The organism is Pseudomonas sp. TUM25319, from assembly GCF_056388475.1.
Window position 1 is genome coordinate 4,402,511 of record NZ_CM150751.1, and the last position, 24,337, is coordinate 4,426,847.

Here is a 24,337-nt window from a genome sequence, read left to right on the forward strand (position 1 = left end):
CGAACGTTCGCCCCTCAAGGAATCAACATCTGCACCTGCCCCGGGAAACTGATCTTGATCACCCCGCCCCAGTTGCACATCAGCATGCTGTTGGCATCCAGCGCCGGCATGTTGCCCAGCAGCACCGTGGGCGCACCGGGAACCCAGGGTGAGGCGGTGGCGGGAATGCACGGCATCGGCGTCAGCACGCCAAGGGCCGCGGCAGTCGCGGCCGCCACCATGGGATTGGCCATGCTCATGCACATGCCAAAGGTCGGGATGTTCACCAGCGGGATGTGATCCATGATGTTCGCCGCCGGCATTCCACCCGCCATCACCCGGTTGACCGGCAACACGTTCAGCGCGCAGGGCGCCGCGCCGAAGCTGCATTGCATGAGGGCGCCGGAGCAGACCTGGGGGCAGGACATCGGTTTCTCCCGATCGATTGAGTCGGCTCGACTTTAGCCTATCTGCAGGAAATTTCCCCGCTCTTTGACCGCTTCAAGACATCGCCCGACCGCACCATTCCCGCAGCAGCCCGGCAAACTGCTGCGCCGCCTCCGACAAGGGCCGGTCGGTGGGCGTGGTCAGGCCGATCGGCGCCCGCAGCAGGGTGCTGCTGAACGGCAGCGCCTTGACGATGCCCAGGCGCAGATCGAGGTCCACCACGCCGCGCTGGACGAACCAGACGCCGTCGTAGTCCTGCACGTACACCCGCGAGAACGTCTCGCTCAACGACTCCTGGATCTGCAGGCCCTCGCCCGCGCCGCTGGACAACAGGAAGTTGTCGACGCTGATGCGCACCAGCGTGCCCTGGGGCGAGACCAGCAACACATAAGGCCGCAGGTCTTCCAGCGTCAACCGTTCGCGCGATGCCAGCGGATGATCGCTGCGCACCACCAGTAGCAGGTCTTCCTCGTACAGCGCCTCGAACACCACGCCGAGCATGTCGCGCCCGATCAGGCGGCCGACGATCAGGTCCAGTTCGTGGGTGCGCAGCTTGCCGACGAGAAAGTCGTAGACGCCGGACAGCACCTGCACCTGGATTTGGGGAAAGCGCTGGCGCATCTGTGCGATCACCGGCGCCAGCATGTAGCCCGCTGCCGTCGGCAGCGCACCGACCCGCAGCAATTGCGGCGCCTGGGGTTTGACCTGGCCCTCGTCCATGGCCATGCGAAAGCTCGCCATGGCCTGGGCCGCATGCTTGTGGAAGGCCTCGCCGGCCTGGGTCAACTGCACGCCCTTGCGTCCGCGCACCAGCAGTTGCGCGCCGAGCTCCTGCTCCAGTTCCTTGATGCTCTTGGACACCGCCGACAGGGTGATGTGCAGCAGCCGCGAGGCCGTGACCAGGCTGCCCGAGCTGACCACGGCCAGAAACACGCGAAAGTGACGCAGGTTGATGGTTGAGAGATTCACCGCCGCCGCCCTTTAGTTAATCAACCTACAAGTTAACCAAGGCGCGATTTTATATCAATTTAATCAACCTCCGACTTGATCTAGCATCCTGTTCATTGCTCCGGCACTGCTCACAAGGATCTGCCATGACTCAAGCAAGCCCGCGACTGGGCGTCTCCAGCGCTTCGCTGCCCAGCCTCGCTCCCGAGGCCCTGGCCGAGGAACTCGCCCGCCTGGGCTACCAGGGTGTCGAATGGCGCGTGGCCGATACCGACGGCCTGGATGCCGGCCGTGGCTGGGATGCACGCAGCAACAACCGCTGCACCATCGCCCCCAGTGAACAGGCGGTGGCCCGCATCCAGCGCCACTGCCAGGACCTGGGCCTGGAGATCTTCGGCCTCAGTCCGTACCTGACGGTGGGCGACCTGGAGCAGGCCTTCCACCTGATCGACCTCGCCGCCCTCGCCGGCAATGCCCGCCTGCGGCTGTGGGCGCCGGGTTACGAAGACGAGCGCTACGCCGCAGCCTATGGGCGCATGCGCCACTTCCTCGACCGCCTGCTGCCCCGCGCCGAAGCCGCTGGCGTGCGCCTGGCGCTGGAAGTGCACCAGCGCACCATCTGCTCCAGCCCGTCGCTGGCGATGCGGGTGGCCGAGCACTACCCGGCACAGCACCTGGGGATCATCTACGACCTCGGCAACCTCGCCATCGAAGGCCGCGAGGATGTGCGCCTGTCCCTCGACCTGATGGGCGAGCACCTGGCCCATGTGCAGATCAAGAATGTCGCCTGGATCGCCCGCGAGTCGGGCCTGAGATGGCAATGGGAATGGTGCCCGCCGGACCAGGGCGTGCTGCCGCTGCGCGCCATGCTGGCGACCCTCGGCGCCAGCGGCTTTGCCGACTGGCTGTCGATCGAGGACTTCTCCACCACCTATTGCGACGTACAAAAACTCTCCCGCAACCGCGATCTGGTGCGCCGGTACATGAACCTGGACATCCCGCTCGCCACCGCTTCACAGCCTGAGGTGCTCTGCCCATGACTCTTTCCTCACCGCCGCGCCGCGTTGCACTGGTTACCGGTGCCGCCGGCGAACTCGGCCGGGCCATCTGCCTGCGCCTGATCCGCGACGGCCTCGACCTGGTGGCCGCCGACCTCAATCTCGAGGCCACCCTGGCCCTGCTCGACACCCTGCCACTGGCCGACGGCCAACGCGCCCTCGCCGTGCAGGCCGACCTCGGCGACGAAGCGTCCATCAGCGCGCTGGTGGAGACGGTCGGTGCGGCCTTCGGTCGGATCGACGTGGTGGTGAACAACGCCGCGGTCAATCATCGCGGCTCGCTCTACGATTTCGATCCGGCGAAATGGGACCACATGATGGCCGTCAACCTGCGCGGCCCCGCCCTGCTCTGCCAGAAGGTCGCGCCCTACTGGCAGGCCCAGGCCAGTGGCCGGGTGATCAACATGGTGTCGCGCTGCTGGGTGGCCGGCGGCCCGCCCGCCTACGTTGCGTGCAAGGCCGGGCTGGTGGGGCTGACCCGCTCCATGGCGCGGGAACTGGCGCCGCACAACGTCACCGTCAATGCCATCGCCCCTGGCCTGCTGCCGTCGGCCTTCACCCTCGACGGTCGCGACGCCGAGAGCTTCGAGCGCATGGCCCGGGGCTCGATCGCCAATACCCCGCTCAAGCGCCTGGCGACCCCGGAGGACATTGCCAACACCACCGCCTTCCTGGCCTCGGCGGATGCCGCCTTTATCACCGCCGAAGTCATCCATGTGTGCGGCGGCAGCCAGTTGGCCCCGTTCGGCAACTGAACACGCGACACCCGACCATCACAACTACAAGAAAGGTTGAACATGAATACTCACCATCCCGATAACCGGCGCATGGCCCGCCGGGCTGCGTTCGGCAGTTTCCTGGGCAGCGTCGTCGAGTACTACGACTTCTTCATCTATGGGTCGGCGGCAGCGCTGGTCTTCAGTACGCTGTTCTTCCCGTCCGGCGACCACATGGCCGGCACCCTGGCCGCCCTCGCCACCTTCGGCGTCGGCTACATCGCCCGGCCGATCGGTGCGCTGGTCTGCGGCCACCTCGGCGACCGCATCGGGCGCAAGCAGGTGCTGATGATGACCCTGCTGCTGATGGGCCTCGCCACCTTCACCATCGGCCTGCTGCCCACCTACGCCACGATTGGCGCCTGGGCCCCGGCCCTGCTGGTGTTCTGCCGCCTGCTGCAAGGCTTCTCCGCCGGCGGCGAGCAGGTCGGCGCCAGCCTGCTGACCATGGAACACGCCCCCGGCAAGAGCAAGGCGTTCTACACCAGTTGGCTGATCAACGGCGCCTCCATGGGCTCGATTCTCGCCACCTCGGTGTTCATCCCGCTGTCGATGCTCAGCCAGGAGCAACTGCTGGCCTGGGGCTGGCGGATTCCGTTCCTGCTCAGTGCGGTGATGGTGATCATCACCTGGCTGATCCGCCGTGGCGTCGAGGAAAGCCCCGAGTTCAAGGCCAGCAAGCCGACCCCGCAGCGCCTGCCGGTGGCCGAGCTGTTCAGCAAGGAAAGCCGTGCCTTCTTCACCGTGTTCTGCTGCGCGCTGATCTGCTCGGTGTCGTCGCTGGTGATGATCTTCGGCCTGTCGTGGGCGACCAATAACCAGAACGTCGATCGCCCCTCGATGCTCAGCGCCATCGCCGCCAGCCAGGCCGTGGCGCTGATCTGTCAGCCGCTGTTCGGCCTGCTGGCCGACCGCATCGGCCGCAAGCGGATCTTCGCCGCCGGCTCCCTGGCCTGCTGCGGCGGTGTGTTCCTGTTCCTCTGGTCGATCACCACCGGCCACCTGGGCCTGATCATGTTCAGCACGGTGCTGCTCAAGTCGGTGCTGTACAGCGCGCCGAACGCCTTGTGGCCTTCGTTCTATGCCGAGATGTTCAGCATCCGCGTGCGCTACACCGGCGTCGGCCTGGCGACCCAGTTGAGCTTCATCATCGCCGGCTTCTCGCCGAGCCTGTGCTACGCGCTGATGAGCGACAGCAACGACTGGCTGCCGGTGGCCTGCTTTATCGGGGGGATGGCGCTGATCGCAGCGATCGCGGCGATGGTGTCGCGGCCGGCGGGTGAGACCGAAGCAGTGGTGCAGGGGCGGGAGTGTGCCAAGGCGTAGCACTGTGGAGGCCGGTCAGGCCCCATCGCTGGCAAGGCCAGCTCCCACAGGTTCCGGGCCCGCCGCGCTACCTGTGGGAGCCGGCCTTGCCGGCGATGAGGCCACCAGGATCACCCAGTTGCCAGGCCAGGCTCTATCGCTAGCCCCCTCACAACAGGGCTTGAAATGAGATTGGATATCAACTAACGTTTTGTTACTTTATATCATCTCAAAAGGAGTCCCCAATGAAATCCGGCATCCACCCCGACTACCGCCCCGTCCTCTTCCATGACGTCAGCGCCGATGCCTTCTGGCTGATCGGTTCCACCGCCGCCACCGACAAGACCCACGCCCACAGCGACGGCAACACCTACCCCTACATCACCCTCGACGTATCCAGCGCGTCGCACCCGGTCTATACCGGCCAGGAACGCCGGGCCAAGGTCGAAGGCCGGGTCGCGGGCTTCAACAAGCGCTTCGCAGGCTTTGCCAGCAAATGAACAACCGCCGCGCTCCGGCCCACGGAAAGCGGCGCATCACTCCCCTTCCAGGCTGTACCCCACGCCATACACCGAGCGAATCGGGTCCTGTCCCTGCGCCACCGCCGCCAGCTTGCGGCGCAGGTTCTTGATATGGCTGTCCACCGTGCGGTCGGCGACCACCCGGTGGTCTTCGTAGATATGGTTCATCAACTGATCACGCGACAGCACATGCCCCGGACGCACCGCCAGCGCGGCCAGCAGGCGGAACTCCACCGGCGTCAGGTCCAGCGCCACACCCTTGTAGCGGGCATGGAAGGTGCGCGGGTCCAGCTCCAGGCCGAGGTTGACCGGCTGCACGCCGGTGCGGCGCAGCACGGCCTTGACCCGCGCCACCAGTTCCCGTGGCGAGAACGGCTTGCAGATGTAGTCGTCGGCGCCCAGCTCCAGGCCGAGCAGCCGGTCGATCTCGTCGACCCGTGCAGTCATCATGATCAGCGGCATCTGGCTGAAGCCGCGCAGTTCGCGGCAGATGTCCAGGCCGTCGCGGCCCGGCAGCATCAGGTCGAGGAGGATCAGGTCGAACGGCTGCTGGCGGATCGCAGGAATGACCGCCAGCCCTTCCGCCAGATGCTCCACCGCGTAATTGCTGGCCCGCAGGTAGTCACCCACCAGCGCCGCCAGCTTGGGTTCGTCTTCCACCAGCAGGATGCGCCCCTGGCTCATGCGTCATCTCCCGCCGCAGGTAATGTAAGGGTCAACTGCAAGCCGCCCAGGGCCGATGCCTGCGCCGTGAGCTTGCCGCCATGCACTTCGGCGATACCGCGACAGATCGCCAGGCCCAGGCCGGTACCGCCGCTGGCGCGGTTGCGCGAGCGCTCGGCGCGGTAGAAGCGTTCGAACAGCCGTTCCAGGGACGCCGGATCGACGCCGGGCGCGGAGTCTTCGCAGTGCACCCGCACCTCGTCGCCCTCGCCCGTGGCTCGCAGCACCGTGCGGCCCCCGGCATCGGTGTAGCGCCGGCTGTTCTCCAGCAGATTGTGCAGCAACTGGCCCAGGCGGGATTCATCGCCGAACACCCACAACGGCTGATCAGGCAACTCCACGGCTAGGCTCAGACCGCGCTCGGCGAAGCTGGCGCGGAAGGCATCGGCCACCACCGGCAACAGCACCCGCAGGTCGATGCGTTCGCGCCGGTAGGTCGGCCCGCCGACTTCGGCCAGGGACAGGTCGAACAGATCATCCACCAGCTTGGTCAGCGCGCCGACTTCAGCCTGCAGCGAGCGCACGCTGCTGGCGTTCAATGGGCGAATGCCGTCTTCCATCGCTTCCAGTTCGGCGCGCATCACCGCCAGCGGCGTGCGCAGCTCGTGAGAGATATCGGCCATGAAGTCGCGGCGCATGCGTTCGTTGCTGGCCAGGGTCGCGGCCATGCGGTTGAAGTCACCGGCCAGTTGCCCCGCCTCATCGGAGGAGCGCACCGGCACCTGGATGGCATAGTCACCCGCCGCCAGCCGGTGGGTGGCACTGGCCACTTCGCGGATCGGCCGCAGCAGCGCACGGGTCAGCCACCAGGCGATGACCGCGGTGGCCAGCAGACAGGCCAGACCGATCAGCAGGCTGGAACGCAACTGGTTGAGCTGGAAGCGCCGGTCGCCGACGCTGGTGACCGACTGCAGCGGCGCCAGTGCCATCCAGCCCACCACCTGGCCGTCGTGGCGGATGGGCCGCAGCAGCATGTCGCCGGAGGCTGACTGGTAACCAATGATGTTGCGCCGCTGCGCGTCCAGCAGGGCGAAGCGGACGAAGGCGCCGGTCAGGTCGGAGACGCTGAGGCGCGCCGGGTCGAAAACCCGCGCCGGTTCGGTCTCCACCGGGCGCAGCAGTTCGAACCATTCGTCCTGGTTGCTGCGGATGAAGTCCCAGCTACCGTGCCGGGCGTAGGCCTGCTCGACCCTGGGCACCAGGGCGTCCATGCGCTCCTCGGCCTGCTGGTTGAGGTAGCCGAGAAACCCGTACTTCAGGCTCAGGTAAGCGGCGAACACCATCCCCAGCACGGCGAAGGCGCAGACCGCGAGCATGGCCAGGAAGAACTTGCGCGAAAGGCTGATTGTCATGACACCGCCGGGTCGAGGGCAATGCTGCATTGAATCCCGCACCGCGCAGCGGGGCAAGGCTGCCGGGGCAATCTCCACGATTTCTGCACATTGACTGCACATTTGCCGAGCAGGCTGGCCGCCAAGAATCCCCTCTGGTCTGGAGTCCACGGATGCCTTCGCTCTTTTCTTCCCGCCCGCTGCTGCGCGCCCTCACGGCCAGCGCCGTGCTGATCACCCTCGGTGCCTGCCGCCAGGACGCCCCCGCCGGCCCGCCCAGCGATACCGTGCAGCAGGTTGCAGTCCATCAGGTCAGCGCGACAGCGCAGACCCTCAGCACCACCCTGCCCGGTCGTGCCAACGCCCATCTGGTGGCGGAGATTCGGCCACAGGTCGGCGGCATCATCCAGAAGCGCCTGTTCGAGGAAGGCGAGACGGTCAAGGCCGGCCAGGCGCTGTACCAGATCGACCCGCAGTCCTATGAGGCCGCCCTCGCCCAGGCCGAGGCCAGCGTCGCCTCCGCCCGCGCCACACTCAAGGCCGCCGAGCTCAAGGCCAGGCGCGACGCGCAACTGGTGAAGATCGACGCCATCAGCGCCGAAGACAACGAGAGCGCCCAGGCATCCCTGCTGCAGGCGCAAGCCTCGCTGCAATCGGCCCAGGCCTCGGCGAAGACCGCACGCATCAACCTCGGCTATACCCGGATCACCTCGCCCATCAGCGGCCGCACCGGCACCTCGTCGGTGACGCCGGGTGCGCTGGTCACCGCCGAGCAGACCACGGCCCTGACCACCGTGCAGCAGCTCGATCCGATCTACGTCGACTTCACCCAGCCCAGCAGCACCCTGCTGCGCCTCAAGCGCGAACTGGCCGAGGGCAAGCTGGCGCCGGCCGAACAGAAGGATGCCGCCCGCATCGATCTGGCCCTGGAAGACGGCACGGCCTACGACCACAAAGGCACCCTGACCTTCAGCGGCGTCAGCGTCGATGAAAGCACCGGCAGCGTCACCCTGCGCGCCCTGGTGCCCAATCCCGATGGCCTGCTGCTGCCGGGCATGTACCTCAAGGCCACCCTGCGCGAAGGCGTGCAACAGGACGCCATCCTCGTCCCGCAACAGGGCGTGACCCGCGACGAGCGCGGCGGCGCCACGGCGCTGGTGGTGGTCGACGGCAAGGTCGAGCAGCGCGAACTGACCCTGGCCCGCGCCGTGGGCAACCGCTGGTGGGTCAGCGCCGGCCTGAAGCCCGGCGACCAGTTGATCGTCCAGGGCCTGCAGAAAGTCCGCGTCGGTCAGCAGGTGCAGACCGTCGACGCCACCCTCACCGCCAGCAAGAACTGAGGACGCGACCATGGCCCGTTATTTCATCGACCGCCCGATCTTCGCCTGGGTCATCGCCATCCTGGTGATGCTCGGCGGCGTACTGGCGATCTTCCAGTTGCCGCTGGCCCAGTACCCCAACATCGCCCCACCACAGATCACCCTCAGCGCCACCTACACCGGCGCCTCGGCCAAGACCATGGAAGACTCGGTGACCCAGGTCATCGAACAGCAGATGACCGGCCTCGAAGGCCTGACCTACATGTCGTCCAGCAGCAGCTCGGCCGGCAGCGCCAACATCACCCTGACCTTCGAAGCCGGCACCGACATCAACACCGCGCAGATGCTCGTACAGACCAAGCTGGAACAGGCCAAGGCCCGGCTGCCGGAGACCGTGCAGCAGCAAGGCATCCAGATCCGCAACTCGGCCAGCGACTTCCTGATCATCTTCTCGCTGGTCTCGGACAACCCCAGCGTCAGCGCCACCGACATCAGCGACTTCATCTCCAGCACCCTGTACGACCAGATCAGCCGGGTCAGCGGCGTCGGCCAGGTGACCACCCTCGGTTCCAGCTACGCCATGCGCATCTGGCTCGACCCGGACAAGCTCAAGCAGTACGCACTGATGCCCTCGGACGTGAGCAGCGCCCTGCAGGCCCAGAACGTCGACACCTCCGCCGGCCAGTTGGGCGCCCTGCCCGCGGTGCCCGGCCAGCAGCTCAACGCCACCATCAACGCGCGCAGCAAACTGCAGACCGCCGCGCAGTTCCGCGAGCTGGTGCTCAAGCACGCCAGCAATGGTGCCGTCGTGACCCTCGCCGACGTGGCCCGGGTGGAACTGGGCAGCGAGAGCTACGACGTGGTTGCCGAGCATGACGGCCGCCCGGCCGGCGGCATGGCCATCAGCCTGGCCACCGGCGCCAATGCCCTGGACGTGTCCGAGGCGGTGCAGGCCAAGGTCGCGGAGCTGGCGAAGTTCTTCCCCAGCCAGTTGCAGCTACGCGCCGAAGTGGCCTACAACACCGCGCCCTTCGTGAAGATCTCCATCGAGGAAGTGATCAAGACCCTGTTCGAGGCTATCGCCCTGGTGGTGCTGATCATGTACCTGTTCCTGCAGAACCTGCGGGCGACCCTGATCCCGGCCATCGCCGTGCCGGTAGTGCTGCTGGGCACCTTCGGCGTGCTGTCGCTGCTGGGCTATTCGATCAACACCCTGACCATGTTCGGCATAGTCCTGGCCATCGGCCTGCTGGTGGACGACGCCATCGTGGTGGTGGAAAACGTCGAGCGGATCATGGCCGAGAAAGGCCTGTCGCCGCGGGAAGCGACCCGCCAGTCCATGGGCGAGATCAGCAGCGCGCTGGTGGGCATCGCCGTGGTGCTCTCGGCGGTGTTCGTGCCCATGGCCTTCATCGGTGGCTCCACGGGCGTGATCTACCGGCAGTTCTCGGTGACCATGGTCGCCGCCATGACCCTCTCGGTGCTGGTGGCGCTGATCCTCACCCCGGCGCTGTGTGCCACCCTGCTCAAGCCCGGCAGCGGCCACGACGCTGAGCGGCGCGGTTTCTTCGGCTGGTTCAACCGCAGCTTCGAGCGCGGCTCGCTGCGCTACCAGCGCAGTGTCAGCCGGCTGCTGGCCCGCCCGCTGCGTGCCCTGCTGGTGTACGCGCTGGTGCTGGGCGGCGTGGCGCTGATGTTCCAGAAACTGCCCAGCGCCTTCCTCCCGGATGAAGACCAGGGCATGCTGATGGTCGGCATCACCCTGCCGGTGGGCGGCACCGACGAACGCCTGCAGGCCGTCACCGCCGAGGTGCGCGAGTACCTGCTGGCGCAGCCGGAAGTGGCCTCGGTGCTGACCGTGCGCGGCCTCGGCAACGGCGGCAACGCGCAGAACTCCGGGCGCGGCTTCATCAAGCTCAAGGACTGGGGCGAGCGCACAGGTGAAGCGCACAGCGCTGCGGCGGTCGCGCAACGGGCCAGCCAGGCGCTGGGCAAGATCCTCGACGCCCAGGTGTTCGTCATGGCGCCGCCGGCGATCCAGGGCCTGGGCGAGAGTTCCGGCTTCGACATGCAACTGCAGGACCTCGCCGGCCTCAGCCATGCCGAGCTGCTCAAGGCGCGCAACCAGTTCATCCAGCTGGCCGCCCAGGACCCGCGCCTGGCCATGGTCCGCGCCCAGGGCCTGGAAGATACCCCGCAACTGAACATCGATATCGACGACCGCAAGGCCGGCGCCATGGGCGTGGCCGCCAGCGACATCAACGACACCCTGAGCGTGGCCATGGGCGGCAGCTACGTGAACGACTTCCTCGATGCCGGGCGGGTGAAAAAGGTCTACCTGCAAGGCGAAGCCGACAAGCGCATGCTCGCCGAGAACCTGGGAGACTGGTACGTGCGCAACGACGCCAACGCCATGGTGCCGATGGCCTCCTTCATCACGACCCGCTGGAGCACGTCGTCGCCGCTGCTGGAGCGCTACAACGGCTTCGGCTCCTTCGAGCTGGTGGGCGAACCGGCCCCCGGCATCAGCTCCGGCGATGCCATGGCGGCGGTGGAAGAGATCATGGCGCAACTGCCCGAAGGCATCGGCTACGCCTGGACGGGCCAGTCCTACCAGGAGCGCCTGGCCGGCAACCAGGCGCCGCTGCTCTACGCGATTTCCATCCTGTTCGTGTTCCTGTGTCTCGCGGCTCTGTACGAGAGCTGGTCGGTGCCCTTCGCGGTGATGCTGGTGGTGCCCCTGGGCATCCTCGGCGCGCTGCTGCTGACCGGGGTACGCGGGCTGTCCAACGACGTCTACTTCCAGGTCGGTCTGTTGACCACCGTGGGCCTGGCGGCGAAGAACGCGATCCTGATCGTCGAGTTCGCCAGGGAAGCCTACGAGCGCAGTGGCGACCTGCTGGCCGCCACGCTGGAAGCCGTGCGCGTGCGTCTGCGGCCGGTGCTGATGACCTCGCTGGCGTTCATCCTCGGTGTGCTGCCGCTGGCGGTCAGCAGCGGCGCCGGCGCCGGCGGGCGCCAGGCCATCGGCACCGGCGTGCTCGGCGGCATGCTCGCCGCCACCCTGCTGGGCCTGTTCTTCATTCCCCTGTTCTACGTGCTGGTCCAGCGTCTGGCGGCACGCCGCGCCAACACCGCTGCCGAAGGAGTCGTCTGATGCGCCTGTCCTGTCTTTCCCTGCTGATTGCCCTGGCCACCAGCGGCTGCGTCAACCTGGCGCCGGACTACCAGCAGCCGGTCGCGCCGGTGCAGGCACAATGGCCGGCGGCAACGCCCAAGGGTGATGCCGCCGCCGATATCGACTGGCGCAGCTTCTTCGTCGATGCGCGGCTGCGCGACACCGTCGGCAAGGCCCTGGCCAACAACCGCGACCTGCGGGTTGCCGCGCTGAACGTCGAGTACCAGCAGGCGCAGTACCGTATCCAGCGTGCCGCGCAGTACCCGGCGTTGTCCGCCACCGCCAGCGGCACCCGCCAGCGGGCGGTGACCGACGGCCAGAGCGCAGTCAGCAGCCAGTACAGCGTCGGCCTGGGCGTGAGCAACTACGAAGTGGACCTGTTCAACCGCCTCGGCAACCTCAAGGATGCGGCACTGGAAAACTACCTGGCCAAGGAAGAGACACGGCGCAGCACGCAGATTTCACTGGTGGCACAGGTCGCCAGCGCCTGGATGACCCTCGCCACCGACCAGCAGTTGCTCAAGCTGGCAAGCGACACCTACGCCAGCCAGCAGAAGACCTACGGTCTGCTGCAGCAGAGCCATGCCCTCGGCGGCCAGTCCGGACTGAGCCTGTCCCAGGCGCGCAGCACGGTGGAGTCGGCGCGGGTGCAGGTTGCCACCTACCAGAGCCAGGTGGCCCAGGACCGCAACGCCCTGCAACTGCTGGTGGGTGAAAGCCTCGACGACAGCCTGTTGCCCGGCGATGACGCCTATGAGGCGGCGGTGCTGGTGCGGCTGCCGGACGAACTGCCGTCCAGCCTGCTGGTGCGGCGCCCGGACGTGCTCGCCGCCGAACACAGCCTCAAGGCCGCCTACGCCGATATCGGCGCGGCGCGGGCGGCGTTCTTCCCCAGCATCAGCCTGACCGCCAGCGGCGGCAGTGCCAGCAGTGATCTGTCGGGGCTGTTCAAGTCCGGCAGCGGCGCCTGGAGCTTCGCCCCGTCGATCAACCTGCCGATCTTCAATGCCGGCAGCAACAAGGCCAGCCTGGATGCCGCCGTCATCACCCGCGACATCGACGTGGCGACCTACGAGAAGACCGTACAGACCGCCTTCAGCGAAGTCGCCGACGCGCTGGCCGTGCGCGAGCACATCAACGAACAACTGGCCGCCCAGCGCGACCTGACCGAGGCCAGCCAGCGCAGCTACGATCTGTCGCAGGCACTGTACAAACAAGGCTCGGACAGCTTCCTCGAAGTGCTGGATGCCCAGCGCTCGCTGTATTCGGCGCAGCAGTCGCTGATCAGCCTGGCGTTGTCGGAGCAGGTGAACCGGGTGACCTTGTACAAGGTGCTGGGCGGGGGTTGGCAGGGCTGAGGGGGCTCCTGCAGGGAACTTCCCGGCAAATTCCAGCCCCGCCCTCTATGCTCCAGCAACACCAATCGGTGATGATGGCAGTTTGCCGGGGAGGGTAGCCATTTTGACAAGATTCAATGCCAGGAAAAGTGTAATTGCCGCGACCAGGGCGACGATGCTGGGGTCGTCCTTCGCGCTGCTGGGCGGTTGCGTGCTGGATCCGATTTCCATCATCACCGACCCGATCATGTATGCGGCGGATGCCGCCGGGCCGACGGAAGCCGAATACAAAGCGCAGAACGACGCTGCCGTACGGGCCGAGCTTGTCAAGCATTACCGTGGCCAGACCTGCGACCAGATCACGCTGATGTGGCCCGAGCGAAAGGCCGCCGTGGCCGCAGACCCAACGCAGTGGGGAGGCCCGGTTGCCCTGTCGGCGGCCGAACAAGTGGCCGCCGAAAAAGGCTGCAAGCTTCCCGGCGAATCCGTCGCCGCCACGCCTGCGGCCGCTGCACCGGCACCCGTGGAGCGGGACCCGGCCTCGTTCGCAGCGGTCCTCGCCAACCCGCCTGCTGGATGGGGACCGGTATCCCCCAAAGGGACCCGGCAAATGTCCCTGGCACAGTGGGTTGCTCGTGAAACCCCCGAACGCTATCAGGGGCGCTCCTGCGACTACCTCTCTCAGTCCCTTGCAATAACCAGAAGATACGAAGCATCAGCTGAACCCGGTAGCCAGGCCTGGGGAGCGAGCAAGCGCGTTGCCGTCAAGAAAGCGCTGGAAGGACGCAACTGTCCGGAGTGGACAGCCGACGGCATGGGGCGCACCGGTCTGCGCATCAGTGACGTCGACCCTATCAAAGCGCCGCTATTGGGCATGCCTCCCGAAGGGGCATCGGTGGAAGGCCTGATTCCCGGCAGCAACGGTGAACGGGCAGGCATGCAGTTCGCTGACATCATCGTCGCGGTCGACTCGGCGCCCGTGGCGGATGCAGCCGACTTCCTGAGCAACATCGGCAGGAAAGCCACCGGCTCCACCTCGCTGCTCAAGGTCTGGCGCCGCAATACGTTCATCACCGTACCGGTACTGGTCGGCCCTCCCCTGACGCCGCCTGCCTCCGTAGCCAGCAAACCTTCGACCCCGGCCGCTGCCACCGGACAATCACTGGCGGACATGCAGATCGCGGCGGTATCCGCCGACTACGCCAAGGCCGTCGGCCTGCCGGAAGCCAAGGGCGCCTGGGTGATCGAAACGGTCAAGGGCGGCCAGGCCGAGCGGGCCGGGCTCAAGGCGCTGGACGTGATCATCGAGGTCTCGGGACAGGAAGTGTCCTCCCCCGCCGACCTGGCAGCCATCGGCGAGAAGATGCGCAAAGGCTACAACGCACCGGTGGTGGTGTGGCGCAACGGGGGCAAGAAAGACCTGAAACTGGTCCTTCGCTAACCCCACGCCCCGGCACCGGCCTTGATACTCCGATACCGCGAGTATCAAGGCCGGCCGAGCGTTACACCGTCCCCGCCCGCACCGCCCTCACCTGCTCATCGGCATGATACGAGGAGCGCACCAGCGGCCCCGACGCGACATTGCCGAAGCCCATCGCCAGCGCCTGCTCGGCGAACCAGGCAAAACGCTCGGGATGGACGAAGCGCTGCACCGGCAAATGGCTGCGGGATGGCTGCAGGTACTGGCCCAGGGTGAGCATGTCCACGTTGTGCTCGCGCATCCGCGCCATCACCTCGATCACTTCCTCGTCGGTCTCGCCCAGGCCGAGCATCAACCCCGACTTGGTCGGTACACCGGGCACCCGCTGCTTGAAGCGCTCCAGCAGGTCCAGCGACCATTCGAAGTCCGAGCCCGGGCGCGCCGCCCGGTACAGGCGCGGTACGGTTTCCAGGTTGTGGTTGAACACATCCGGCGGCTCCTGTTCGGTGATGGCCAGGGCAACGTCCATGCGCCCGCGATAGTCCGGCACCAGGGTTTCCAGGCGTACGCCGGGCGATAACCGGCGGATTTCCCGCAGGCAATCGACGAAGTGCTGCGCCCCGCCATCGCGCAGGTCGTCGCGGTCCACCGAGGTGATCACCACGTACTTCAGGCGCAGCTCGGCGATGGCGGTGGCCAGGTGCCGCGGCTCGTCCGGATCCAGCGGCTTCGGCCGGCCATGGCCGACGTCGCAGAACGGACAGCGCCGGGTGCAGATGTCGCCCATGATCATGAAGGTCGCGGTCCCCCCGGAGAAACACTCGCCCAGGTTCGGGCAGGAGGCTTCCTCGCAGACGCTGTGCAACTTGTGCTTGCGCAGCAGCGCCTTGATCCGCGCCACTTCCGGGGACGCGGCGATTTCCACGCGGATCCAGTCGGGTTTGCGCGGCACGTCCTCGGTGGGCAGGATCTTCACCGGGATGCGCGCCACCTTCTCGGCACCGCGCAGCTTCACGCCGGCTTCCAGCGGTGGCCGGGCCACAGGCAGGTTCTCGCTCATGCTCGTGCTCCGCTCAGCCACGGTAGTAACGCTGCGCCACGAACGGCGTGCGCACCACCCGCATCGGCACGCGCTTGCCTCGCACCTGGGCGAACACCTCGCTGTCCAGCGCCGCCCAGGCACTTTCCACATACCCCATCGCCAGCGGCCCGCCCAGGCTGGGGCCGAAGCCGCCACTGGTGACGCGGCCGATGACCTGGTCCTGGGCGTTGACGATCAGCGCCCCTTCACGCACCGGCACCCGCTCGCTCGGCAACAGGCCCACTCGCTTGCTGCTCACACCCTCGCCCTGCTGGGCCAGGATGCGTTCGGCGCCAGGGAAGCCACCGGCGCGCTCGCCCCCGGCCCGCCGAGCCTTGGAGATGGCCCAGCCCAGGCTGGCCTCGATGGGCGTGGTGCGTTGCTCCATGTCATGGCCGTACAGGCACAGACCGGCCTCCAGACGCAGCGAGTCGCGGGCACCGAGGCCGATGGCCTGCACTTCGGGTTCGGCCAGCAGCGCACGGGCCAGCCGCTGCGCCGCCTCGACCGGCACCGAGATCTCGTAGCCGTCCTCGCCGGTGTAGCCCGAGCGGCTCACATAACAGTCCTCGCCCAGCAATTGCACGGGGGCGAACTGCATGAAGGTCATGGCAGCCACAGACGGCGCCAGCCGCGCCAGCACCGCTGCCGCCGCCGGGCCCTGCAGGGCGAGCAAGGCACGGCTGTCGAACAGCGACTGCACCTTGCAGCGCCCTTCCAGATGCTGGCGCAGGTGCGCCAGGTCCTGCGTCTTGCAGGCGGCATTGACCACCAGCAGCAGCGTGTCGTTGCCCAGGTTGGCGACCATCAGGTCGTCAAGAATGCCGCCATCGTCGTTGGTGAACAGCGCGTAGCGCTGCTGGCCTGCGGGCAGGTCGAGGATGTCCACCGGCACCAGGCTTTCCAGGGCCCGGGCCGCCCCGGCGCCGCGCAGCAGGATCTGGCCCATGTGCGACACGTCGAACAGGCCGGCCTGTTCACGGGTGTGCAGGTGTTCCTTGAGGACACCCAGGGGATACTGGACCGGCATCTCGTAGCCGGCGAACGGCACCATGCGCGCCCCCAGTTCCAGGTGCAGGGCGTGCAGCGGCGTGTGTCGCAGTGGTTCGGACATGGGTGACTCCTAGCATTCGATGATGTTGACGGCCAGCCCGCCGCGGGCCGTCTCTTTGTATTTGCTTTTCATGTCGGCGCCGGTCTGGCGCATGGTACGGATCACCTTGTCGAGGGAGACGAAGTGCTGCCCGTCGCCGCGCAGGGCCATGCGCGCAGCGTTGATCGCCTTCACCGCGCCCATGGCATTGCGCTCGATGCACGGCACCTGGACCAGCCCGCCAATGGGATCGCAGGTCAGCCCGAGGTTGTGCTCCATGCCGATCTCGGCGGCGTTCTCCACCTGCTGCACGCTGCCGCCGAGCACCTCGCACAGGGCGCCCGCGGCCATCGAACAGGCCACGCCCACCTCGCCCTGGCAGCCCACTTCGGCGCCGGAGATCGAGGCGTTTTCCTTGTACAGAATGCCGATGGCCGCGGCGGTGAGCAGGAAGCGCACCACACCGTCGTCGCTGGCGCCGGGCACGAAGCGCGCGTAGTAGTGCAGCACCGCCGGAATGATCCCGGCGGCGCCGTTGGTGGGCGCGGTCACCACCCGCCCGCCGCTGGCATTTTCCTCGTTCACTGCCAGGGCATAGAGGTTGACCCAGTCCAGCACCGACAGGCTGTCGCGCAGGCCCGCTTCCGGGCTTGCGCTGAGCTGGCGGTACAGCGCCGGGGCGCGGCGCCGGACCTTGAGCCCGCCGGGCATGATGCCCTCGGTCTGGCAGCCGGCGCGGACACAGTCCTGCATCACCTGCCAGATCTGCAGCAGGCCGTCGCGGGTCTGCTGCGCCGTGCGCCAGGCGCTTTCGTTCTCCAGCATCAGCTGGCTCACCGACAGCCCGTGCTGGCTGCACTGCGCCAGCAACGCGCGGCCGCTGAGAAACGGGAACGGCAGCGGCGTGCGGTCCTCGACGATGCGGTCGGCGCCCACCGCCGCCTCGTCCACCACGAACCCGCCGCCTACCGAGTAGTATTCGCGGCTGCACAGTTGCATCCCGGCCGCGTCGAAGGCCCGCAGGATCATGCCGTTGGGGTGATACGGCAGCGGCTTGCGGATCAGCGCCAGGTGCTCTTTCTCGACGAAGCGGATGGATTTCTCGCCCAGCAGCGACAGGCGCCCGGATTCGCGCATGGCCGCCAGGCGCTGGGGCACGCTGGCGGTATCGACGCGGTCCGGGTGCTCGCCTTCCAGGCCGAGCAGCACCGCCTTGTCGCTGCCGTGGCCCTTGCCGGTGGCGCCGAGGGAGCCATACAACTCGGCGCGCACGCCCTCCACCCGGGCCAGCAGGCCCTCGGCGCGCAAGCCTTCGACGAAGCGCGCCGCCGCGCGCATCGGCCCGACCGTATGGGAACTGGACGGGCCGATTCCCACCTTGAACAGATCAAACACACTGAGGGACATGGCGCTCTCCGTTCTCGAACCGAACCATCACGCCGGATACACCGGGAACAGCGCGCACAGTTCCGCCACCTGTTTCGCCACATGGGCCTCGACATCGGCATCGCCGAGGTGGTCGAGGATGTCGCAGACCCAGCTCGCCAGGGCGCGGCATTCCGGTTCGCGGAAGCCACGGGTGGTGACCGCCGGCGTGCCGATGCGCAGGCCCGAGGTCACGAACGGCGATTGCGGGTCGTTGGGCACGGCGTTCTTGTTCACCGTGATATGGGCGCGGCCCAGTGCAGCGTCGGCGTCCTTGCCGGTGATGCCCTGGCGGATCAGGCTGACCAGGAACAGATGGTTGTCGGTGCCGCCGGAGACCACGTCATAGCCACGCTGCAGGAAGATCTGCGCCATGGCCCGGGCGTTATCGATCACCTGGGCCTGATAGTCACGGAAGCCCGGCTCCAGCGCCTCCTTGAAGCACACGGCCTTGGCGGCGATTACGTGCATCAGCGGCCCGCCCTGACCACCGGGGAACACGGCCGAGTTGAGTTTCTTCTCCAGCTCCGGCTCGGCCTTGGCCAGGATCAGCCCGCCACGGGGACCGCGCAGGGTCTTGTGGGTGGTGGTGGTGACCACGTCAGCATAGGGCAGCGGGTTCGGGTACAGCCCTGCCGCCACCAGGCCGGCGACGTGGGCCATGTCGACGAACAGGTAGGCACCGACCTTGTCGGCGATGGCCCGGAAACGCGGGAAATCCAGGGTCCGCGAATAGGCGGAGAACCCGGCGACGATCATCTTCGGCCGGTGTTCGAGCGCCAGCCGCTCCACCTCGTCGTAGTCGATCAGGCCGTCGGCACCAATGCCGTACTGCACGGCGTTGTACAGCTTGCCGGAAGACGACACCCTGGCGCCGTGGGTCAGGTGGCCGCCATGGGCCAGGCTCATGCCCAGCAGGGTATCGCCGGCCTGCAGCAGCGCCAGGTAGACCGCCGCGTTGGCCGAGGAGCCGGAATGCGGCTGGACGTTGGCGTAGCCGGCGCCGAACAGCGCCTTGGCGCGGTCGATGGCCAGTTGCTCGACCGTATCGACATGCTCGCAGCCGCCGTAGTAGCGCTTGCCCGGATAGCCTTCGGCGTACTTGTTGGTCAGTTCGGTGCCCTGGGCCTGCATCACTTGCGGGCTGGTGTAGTTTTCCGAAGCGATCAGCTCGACATGGTCTTCCTGGCGTTGCACTTCACGGCGGATGGCGGCGAACAGTGTCGGGTCGAAATCGGACAGGGTCAGGCTTTTATGGAACATGGTGTTTTCCTTGTTGTTCGGGTGACAGGCAAGGCATGGCCCGGCGCAGCGCCGGGCCCATGCGGTCAGGCGTCCTGGTACAGGGCCACGGGCGGGCAGGCGCAGGCCAGGTTGCGGTCGCCGTAGACGTTGTCCACGCGCCCCACCGGCGGCCAGTACTTGCTCTCGCGCAGCGAGGCCAGCGGATACACCGCCTGCTCGCGGCTGTAGCCGTGGTTCCATTCGCCGGCCAGTTCGGCGGCGGTGTGCGGGGCGTTTTTCAGCGGGTTGTCGAGGGCGTCCAGGCTGCCGTTCTCGACGGCGCGGATTTCCTCGCGGATGCAGATCATCGCCTCGCAGAAGCGGTCGAGTTCCTCTTTCGACTCGCTCTCGGCGGGCTCCACCATCAGGGTTCCCGCCACCGGGAAGGACATGGTCGGGGCATGGAAGCCGTAGTCGATCAGGCGCTTGGCCACGTCTTCGACGCTGATGCCGCTGCTGTCCTTGAGCGGGCGCAGGTCGAGGATGCACTCGTGGGCCACCAGGCCGTTGTCGCCGCTGTAGAGCACCGGGTAATGCTCTTCCAGGCGCCTAGCGATGTAGTTGGCACTGAGGATCGCCAGTTGCGAGGCGCGCTTGAGCCCTTCCCCGCCCATCATGCGGATGTACATCCAGGTGATCGGCAGGATGCTGGCGCTGCCGTAAGGCGCCGCGCAGACCGCGCCCCGGGAATTGTCCAGATGGGCATGGCCCGGCAGGAACGGCGCCAGGTGCGCCTTGACCCCGATCGGGCCGACACCCGGACCGCCACCGCCGTGAGGAATGCAGAAGGTCTTGTGCAGGTTCAGGTGGGAGACGTCGCCACCGAACCTGCCCGGTGCGCAGAGCCCGACCATGGCGTTCATGTTGGCACCATCGATGTACACCTGGCCGCCCTGCTCATGGACGATGGCGCAGATGCGGGTGATGCCGTCCTCGAACACACCGTGGGTCGAGGGGTAGGTAATCATCAGTGCCGCCAGGTGGTCGCGGTGCTGTTCGGCCTTGGCCTGCAGGTCGGCGACATCGACGTTGCCGCGGGCATCGCAGCCGACCACCACCACGCGCATGCCGGCCATCTGCGCCGTGGCCGGGTTGGTGCCGTGGGCCGATGACGGAATCAGGCACACATCCCGCTGCGCCTCGCCGCGACTGGCGTGCCAGGCGCGGATCGCCAGCAGGCCGGCGTACTCGCCCTGGGAGCCGGCGTTGGGCTGCAGCGACACAGCATCGTAGCCGGTGGCGGCGCAAAGCATGGCCTGCAGCTCGTCGGTGAGCTGGCGATAGCCCTGGGTCTGCTCGCTCGGCGCAAAGGGATGCAGCGCGCCGAACTCCGGCCAGGTGACCGGGATCATTTCGCTGGCGGCGTTGAGCTTCATGGTGCAGGAGCCCAGCGGGATCATGGTGCGGTCCAGGGCCAGGTCCTTGTCGGCCAGGCGGCGCAGGTAGCGCATCAACTCGGTTTCGCTGTGGTAGCGGTTGAACACCTCGTGTTGCAGGAACGCGCTTTCCCGCAGCAGCGGCGCGGGCAGCCGGTCGCCACAGTCGGCGGCCAGGGCGGCGAAGTCCGGCAGCACCTGGCCAGGTGCGGCGAACACCTGCCAGAGTGCCTCGACGGCGGCGCGCTCACAGGTTTCGTCCAGCGACACGCCGACCCGCTGCGCGTCGATGGGGCGCAGGTTGATGCCGGCGGCGCGGGCCTTGGCCAGCAGCTCGTGCGCAGGCCGCGCGCCGGCCACGCTGATACTGTCGAAGAAATGGGCCTGCTCGACGTCGTGGCCGAGCTGACGCAGTCCCCTGGCCAGGATCGCCGTCAGCCGATGCACGCGCCGGGCGATCCGCTCCAGGCCCTGGGGGCCGTGGTAGACGGCGTACATGCTGGCGATATTGGCCAGCAGCACCTGCGCCGTGCAGATGTTGCTGGTGGCCTTCTCGCGGCGGATATGCTGCTCGCGGGTCTGCATCGCCAGGCGCAGCGCCGGCTTGCCGAAGCGATCGATGGAGCGCCCCACCAGCCGCCCCGGCATGTCGCGCCTGAAGGCGTCGCGGGTGGCGAAATACGCCGCGTGCGGGCCGCCGAAGCCCAGCGGCACACCGAAGCGCTGGGCACTGCCGATGGCCACGTCGGCACCGAACTCTCCTGGCGGGGTCAGCAGGGTCAGGGCCAGCAGGTCGGCGGCTACCGCCACCAGGGCACCGGCAGCATGGGCGCGGCGCACCAGCTGGCGGTGGTCGAGGATCGCACCGGTACTGGCCGGGTATTGCAGCAGCAGGCCGAAATAGCCGGCGAAGCTCTCTTCCACCAGGCTCGCTTCGTCGCCGATCACCACCTCGATGCCCAGCGGTTCGGCGCGGGTGCGCACCACGTCGAGGGTCTGCGGATGGCAGTCGCGGGACACGAAGAACGCCGGGGCCTTGTTCTTCGCCAGCCGCTTGCAGAAGGTCATCGCCTCGGCGGCGGCGGTCGCTTCGTCGAGCAGCGAGGCGTTGGCGATTTCCATGCCGGTCAGGTCGCTGATCAGGGTCTGGAAATTCAGCAACGCCTCCAGCCGGCCCTGGGAGATTTCCGGCTGGTAAGGCGTGTAGGCGGTGTACCAGGCCGGGTTCTCCAGGAGGTTGCGCAGGATCGGCGCCGGCGTGTGGCACGGGTAGTAGCCCTGGCCAATGTGATTGCGCAGCAGTTGGTTCTTCTCGGCGATGGCCTTGATCGCCGCCAGGGCCTCGGTCTCGCCCTGCCCTCTGGACAGTTCGAGCACGCTGCTGCCCTTGATGCTGGCGGGGATCACGCTAGCGATCAGGGCGTCGAGGGAGGTATGGCCGGTCAGCGCCAGCATGGCGTCGATATCGGCCTGGCGCGGACCGATATGCCGGGGAATGAATTCGTTGGCGGTGGTCAGCGCAAGGGAGGTTCTGCTCATGGTGGTCACCCGCCTCAAGCGTTTTCGGCCAGGAAACGGTCGTAGCCGTCCTGGTCCATCAGGCTGTCGAACTGGCTCGGGTCGTCGGCCAGGATGCGGAAGAACCAGCCCTCGTCCATGGGCGAGGCGTTGACCAGCTCAGGGTCGTCGGCCAACGCCGGGTTGACCGCCACCACCTCGCCGCTCAGCGGCATGCCGATATTGCTGGCGGCCTTGACCGACTCCAGCACCGCCGCCTCATGCCCTTCCCCGTAGCGGCCCGGCTCCGGCAACTGGACGAACACCACATCACCCAGGGCCTGCTGGGCGAAGCTGGTGATGCCGACCGTCAGTTCACCGTTGGCTTCCAGACGTAGCCATTCGTGTTCGGGGGTAAAACGCAATGTGCTCATGGGCTTTCCTCTTGTTATGTAGGTCCCGGTGCAGGACTGAAAGGACTAGAGCAAGGGCGATGCCAGGTTGATAAAACCCATAAGGATCAATGACTTGAGTGATTTTTACGGCTATCTGCACACCCTCGGGATGGAGCGTAATCGCTCCGCTCGCCAGGCAATGCTTGCGGGTTCGGGCCCAAAGGCCCGCAGCACGCGGGCCCGGAGCGCACTGGAGTGCAATCGCTCCACTGGAGTGGAATCGAACCGCTACACGCTGCGCTGCGCGATACCGTACTTGCGCAGCCGCTGACCGATCGCCGTGTGCGAGGTCTGCAGGCGCGCCGCCAGTTGCCGGGTGGAGGGGTAAGCGGCGTAGAAGGTCTCCAGCAAGGATTTCTCGAAGCCCTGTACCGCCGCCTCCAGGCTGACCACTTCCGGCTCGCCCGGCTGGCGGCTGCTGAGCGCGGTGCCCGCCAGTTCCAGGTCTGCGCAGTCGATCACCTCGCCTTCGCTGATGGCCGCGGCGCGGAAGATCACGTTCTGCAACTGGCGCACGTTGCCGGCCCAGCGATTGCCCAGCAGCAGCGGCTGGGTCGCCAGCGCCAGCCGGCATGGCGTGCGCTGGATCTGCGCACAGGCCTGGCGCAGGAAGTGCTCGGCCAGCAGCAGGATATCGCGCCCCCGCTCGCGCAGCGGCGGCACCCGCAGGTTGAGCACGTTGAGGCGGTAGTACAGGTCTTCGCGGAAGTTGTTTTCCACCACCATCTGCTCGAGGTCGCGGTGGGTGGCGCAGACTACCCGCACATTGACCCGCACCTCGCCGCCACCGCCGACGCGACGGAAGCTGCCGTCGTTGAGAAAACGCAGCAGCTTGGCCTGCAGGTACGGTGACATCTCGCCCACTTCGTCGAGGAACACGGTGCCGCCATCGGCCAGTTCCAGCAGGCCCGGCTTGCCACCCCGCTGGGCACCGGTGAAGGCGCCGGCGGCATAGCCGAACAACTCGCTCTCGGCCAGGCTTTCCGGCAGCGCCGCGCAGTTGAGGGCCAAAAACGACGCATCGCGCCGCGCGCTGAGGGCGTGACAGGCGCGGGCCACCAGCTCCTTGCCGGTGCCGGTCTCGCCCTGGATCAGCACCGGCGCATCGAGGCTGGCGACCTTGTGCAGACGCGCCTTGAGTTCCTTGAGCGGTGCCGACTCGCCCAACAGCGCCCCCAGCCCGTCGGCGGGGTCGTGCAACAGCGAGGCCAGGCGCTCGCCGATGCGGCTGGGCGGATACAGGGTCAGCAATCCGCCCACCAGTTCATCCCCGCCGCCGCTGATGGGCGTGGCCTCCAGCAACAGGGCCTGTCCCTGGAAATCCACCTCGCACATCGGCAGACGAAAGCCCTTGTCGATCAAGGTGCGCGCCAGGTCGGCGCCGCCGAACAGGCTGGACAGCGGCTCCCCCGCCGGCTCGCGGCCAAACAGCCCGACCAGGGTCGGGTTGGCCAGCAGCACATGGCCGCCTGGATCCACCGCCAGTACCGCATCGCTCATCGCCGCCAGCAGCGCTTCCAGATGCAGGTGACGGCGCTGGCCCGGCAGAAAGTCCACCAGGTCCACGGCGCGCACGCCGTCGATGCTCAGCAGCGCGTCGTGCAACTCGTCAAGTACCGGCGGCGACAGGGTCGGCGCGTCGATGTAGACATTGGGCGGGATCATCTCCACCGCGTCGAGGTTGAGGTGGCGCGCGCCCAGCAACGCCAGGATCTCCTGGGTGATGCCGACGCGGTCGATGAAAGTGACATGGATGCGCATGGCAAGTCCCCACGATTGAAATG

19 protein-coding genes are annotated in these 24,337 nt (G+C 67.3%); 8 read left to right on the forward strand and 11 right to left on the reverse strand.

The window, feature by feature from the left end:
- Positions 1-14 precede the first annotated feature (14 nt).
- Complete coding sequence (locus tag AC05QJ_RS20045) at positions 15-407, reverse strand: DUF4280 domain-containing protein (RefSeq protein ID WP_476743029.1); 393 nt, start codon at positions 405-407, stop codon at positions 15-17.
- 73 nt (positions 408-480) lie between these two features.
- Complete coding sequence (locus AC05QJ_RS20050) at positions 481-1,395, reverse strand: LysR substrate-binding domain-containing protein (RefSeq protein ID WP_476743030.1); 915 nt, start codon at positions 1,393-1,395, stop codon at positions 481-483.
- Positions 1,396-1,520: 125 nt separating this feature from the next.
- Here AC05QJ_RS20050 and AC05QJ_RS20055 point away from each other — a divergent pair, with 125 nt between their 5' ends.
- The 4 genes from AC05QJ_RS20055 (at position 1,521) to AC05QJ_RS20070 (ending at position 5,013) form a co-directional block, all read left to right on the forward strand.
- Entirely contained in the window at positions 1,521-2,414 is an 894-nt protein-coding gene (locus AC05QJ_RS20055) for a sugar phosphate isomerase/epimerase family protein (RefSeq protein ID WP_476743031.1), read from the forward strand.
- Entirely contained in the window at positions 2,411-3,187 is a 777-nt protein-coding gene (locus tag AC05QJ_RS20060) for an SDR family NAD(P)-dependent oxidoreductase (RefSeq protein ID WP_476743032.1), read from the forward strand. Before AC05QJ_RS20055 ends, AC05QJ_RS20060 begins: the two co-directional genes overlap by 4 nt.
- A 42-nt stretch (positions 3,188-3,229) precedes the next feature.
- The gene (locus AC05QJ_RS20065) at positions 3,230-4,534 is read left to right on the forward strand and encodes an MFS transporter (RefSeq protein WP_476743033.1); all 1,305 of its coding nucleotides are present in this window, start codon (positions 3,230-3,232) and stop codon (positions 4,532-4,534) included.
- 224 nt (positions 4,535-4,758) lie between these two features.
- Entirely contained in the window at positions 4,759-5,013 is a 255-nt protein-coding gene (locus tag AC05QJ_RS20070) for a type B 50S ribosomal protein L31 (RefSeq protein WP_476743034.1), read from the forward strand.
- A gap of 36 nt (positions 5,014-5,049) precedes the next feature.
- Here AC05QJ_RS20070 and AC05QJ_RS20075 read toward each other — a convergent pair whose 3' ends face one another.
- Both AC05QJ_RS20075 and AC05QJ_RS20080 read right to left on the reverse strand, forming a co-directional pair.
- On the reverse strand, positions 5,050-5,718 hold the full coding sequence (locus tag AC05QJ_RS20075) for a response regulator (RefSeq protein ID WP_476743035.1): 669 nt from the start codon (positions 5,716-5,718) through the stop codon (positions 5,050-5,052).
- Complete coding sequence (locus tag AC05QJ_RS20080; RefSeq protein WP_476743036.1) at positions 5,715-7,109, reverse strand: ATP-binding protein; 1,395 nt, start codon at positions 7,107-7,109, stop codon at positions 5,715-5,717. Before AC05QJ_RS20080 ends, AC05QJ_RS20075 begins: the two co-directional genes overlap by 4 nt.
- Before the next feature lie 152 nt (positions 7,110-7,261).
- Here AC05QJ_RS20080 and AC05QJ_RS20085 point away from each other — a divergent pair, with 152 nt between their 5' ends.
- From AC05QJ_RS20085 to AC05QJ_RS20100, 4 genes are all read left to right on the forward strand, one after another.
- Positions 7,262-8,428, forward strand: a complete 1,167-nt coding sequence (locus AC05QJ_RS20085; RefSeq protein WP_476743037.1) for an efflux RND transporter periplasmic adaptor subunit — start codon at positions 7,262-7,264, stop codon at positions 8,426-8,428.
- A 10-nt stretch (positions 8,429-8,438) separates the two neighbouring features.
- The gene (locus tag AC05QJ_RS20090; protein WP_476743038.1) at positions 8,439-11,564 is read left to right on the forward strand and encodes an efflux RND transporter permease subunit; all 3,126 of its coding nucleotides are present in this window, start codon (positions 8,439-8,441) and stop codon (positions 11,562-11,564) included.
- Positions 11,564-12,943 (forward strand): efflux transporter outer membrane subunit, encoded by a 1,380-nt coding sequence (locus tag AC05QJ_RS20095; protein WP_476743039.1) that lies wholly within the window; start codon positions 11,564-11,566, stop codon positions 12,941-12,943. Before AC05QJ_RS20090 ends, AC05QJ_RS20095 begins: the two co-directional genes overlap by 1 nt.
- Positions 12,944-13,097: 154 nt before the next feature.
- Positions 13,098-14,363, forward strand: a complete 1,266-nt coding sequence (locus tag AC05QJ_RS20100; RefSeq protein WP_476743040.1) for a PDZ domain-containing protein — start codon at positions 13,098-13,100, stop codon at positions 14,361-14,363.
- A gap of 61 nt (positions 14,364-14,424) precedes the next feature.
- Here AC05QJ_RS20100 and lipA read toward each other — a convergent pair whose 3' ends face one another.
- From lipA to AC05QJ_RS20135, 7 genes are all read right to left on the reverse strand, one after another.
- Complete coding sequence (lipA, locus tag AC05QJ_RS20105) at positions 14,425-15,402, reverse strand: lipoyl synthase (RefSeq protein WP_476743041.1); 978 nt, start codon at positions 15,400-15,402, stop codon at positions 14,425-14,427.
- 13 nt (positions 15,403-15,415) lie between these two features.
- Complete coding sequence (gene gcvT / locus AC05QJ_RS20110) at positions 15,416-16,537, reverse strand: glycine cleavage system aminomethyltransferase GcvT (protein ID WP_476743042.1); 1,122 nt, start codon at positions 16,535-16,537, stop codon at positions 15,416-15,418.
- A gap of 9 nt (positions 16,538-16,546) precedes the next feature.
- Positions 16,547-17,923: an L-serine ammonia-lyase gene (locus tag AC05QJ_RS20115; protein WP_476743043.1), complete on the reverse strand. Its 1,377-nt coding sequence runs from the start codon at positions 17,921-17,923 to the stop codon at positions 16,547-16,549.
- 27 nt (positions 17,924-17,950) lie between these two features.
- Positions 17,951-19,204: a serine hydroxymethyltransferase gene (glyA, locus tag AC05QJ_RS20120; protein ID WP_476743044.1), complete on the reverse strand. Its 1,254-nt coding sequence runs from the start codon at positions 19,202-19,204 to the stop codon at positions 17,951-17,953.
- Between the two features lie 65 nt (positions 19,205-19,269).
- The gene (gene gcvP, locus AC05QJ_RS20125; RefSeq protein ID WP_476743045.1) at positions 19,270-22,140 is read right to left on the reverse strand and encodes an aminomethyl-transferring glycine dehydrogenase; all 2,871 of its coding nucleotides are present in this window, start codon (positions 22,138-22,140) and stop codon (positions 19,270-19,272) included.
- 14 nt (positions 22,141-22,154) lie between these two features.
- Complete coding sequence (gene gcvH, locus AC05QJ_RS20130) at positions 22,155-22,532, reverse strand: glycine cleavage system protein GcvH (RefSeq protein WP_476743046.1); 378 nt, start codon at positions 22,530-22,532, stop codon at positions 22,155-22,157.
- Between the two features lie 249 nt (positions 22,533-22,781).
- Entirely contained in the window at positions 22,782-24,314 is a 1,533-nt protein-coding gene (locus AC05QJ_RS20135) for a sigma 54-interacting transcriptional regulator (protein WP_476743047.1), read from the reverse strand.
- Positions 24,315-24,337 lie beyond the last annotated feature (23 nt).

Bases quoted from the DNA above. Each gene is read 5' to 3' on its own strand.
- AC05QJ_RS20065 (WP_476743033.1), top strand. From the start codon at position 3,230: ATGAATACTCACCATCCCGATAACCGGCGCATGGCCCGCCGGGCTGCG.
- AC05QJ_RS20075 (WP_476743035.1), bottom strand. From the start codon at position 5,718: ATGAGCCAGGGGCGCATCCTGCTGGTGGAAGACGAACCCAAGCTGGCG.
- AC05QJ_RS20080 (WP_476743036.1), bottom strand. From the start codon at position 7,109: ATGACAATCAGCCTTTCGCGCAAGTTCTTCCTGGCCATGCTCGCGGTC.
- glyA (WP_476743044.1), bottom strand. From the start codon at position 19,204: ATGTTCCATAAAAGCCTGACCCTGTCCGATTTCGACCCGACACTGTTC.
- gcvP (WP_476743045.1), bottom strand. From the start codon at position 22,140: ATGAGCAGAACCTCCCTTGCGCTGACCACCGCCAACGAATTCATTCCC.
- AC05QJ_RS20100 (WP_476743040.1), top strand. From the start codon at position 13,098: ATGCTGGGGTCGTCCTTCGCGCTGCTGGGCGGTTGCGTGCTGGATCCG.
- gcvH (WP_476743046.1), bottom strand. From the start codon at position 22,532: ATGAGCACATTGCGTTTTACCCCCGAACACGAATGGCTACGTCTGGAA.
- AC05QJ_RS20090 (WP_476743038.1), top strand. From the start codon at position 8,439: ATGGCCCGTTATTTCATCGACCGCCCGATCTTCGCCTGGGTCATCGCC.
- AC05QJ_RS20115 (WP_476743043.1), bottom strand. From the start codon at position 17,923: ATGTCCCTCAGTGTGTTTGATCTGTTCAAGGTGGGAATCGGCCCGTCC.
- gcvT (WP_476743042.1), bottom strand. From the start codon at position 16,537: ATGTCCGAACCACTGCGACACACGCCGCTGCACGCCCTGCACCTGGAA.
- AC05QJ_RS20085 (WP_476743037.1), top strand. From the start codon at position 7,262: ATGCCTTCGCTCTTTTCTTCCCGCCCGCTGCTGCGCGCCCTCACGGCC.
- AC05QJ_RS20135 (WP_476743047.1), bottom strand. From the start codon at position 24,314: ATGCGCATCCATGTCACTTTCATCGACCGCGTCGGCATCACCCAGGAG.
- AC05QJ_RS20070 (WP_476743034.1), top strand. From the start codon at position 4,759: ATGAAATCCGGCATCCACCCCGACTACCGCCCCGTCCTCTTCCATGAC.
- AC05QJ_RS20095 (WP_476743039.1), top strand. From the start codon at position 11,564: ATGCGCCTGTCCTGTCTTTCCCTGCTGATTGCCCTGGCCACCAGCGGC.
- AC05QJ_RS20055 (WP_476743031.1), top strand. From the start codon at position 1,521: ATGACTCAAGCAAGCCCGCGACTGGGCGTCTCCAGCGCTTCGCTGCCC.
- AC05QJ_RS20045 (WP_476743029.1), bottom strand. From the start codon at position 407: ATGTCCTGCCCCCAGGTCTGCTCCGGCGCCCTCATGCAATGCAGCTTC.
- lipA (WP_476743041.1), bottom strand. From the start codon at position 15,402: ATGAGCGAGAACCTGCCTGTGGCCCGGCCACCGCTGGAAGCCGGCGTG.
- AC05QJ_RS20060 (WP_476743032.1), top strand. From the start codon at position 2,411: ATGACTCTTTCCTCACCGCCGCGCCGCGTTGCACTGGTTACCGGTGCC.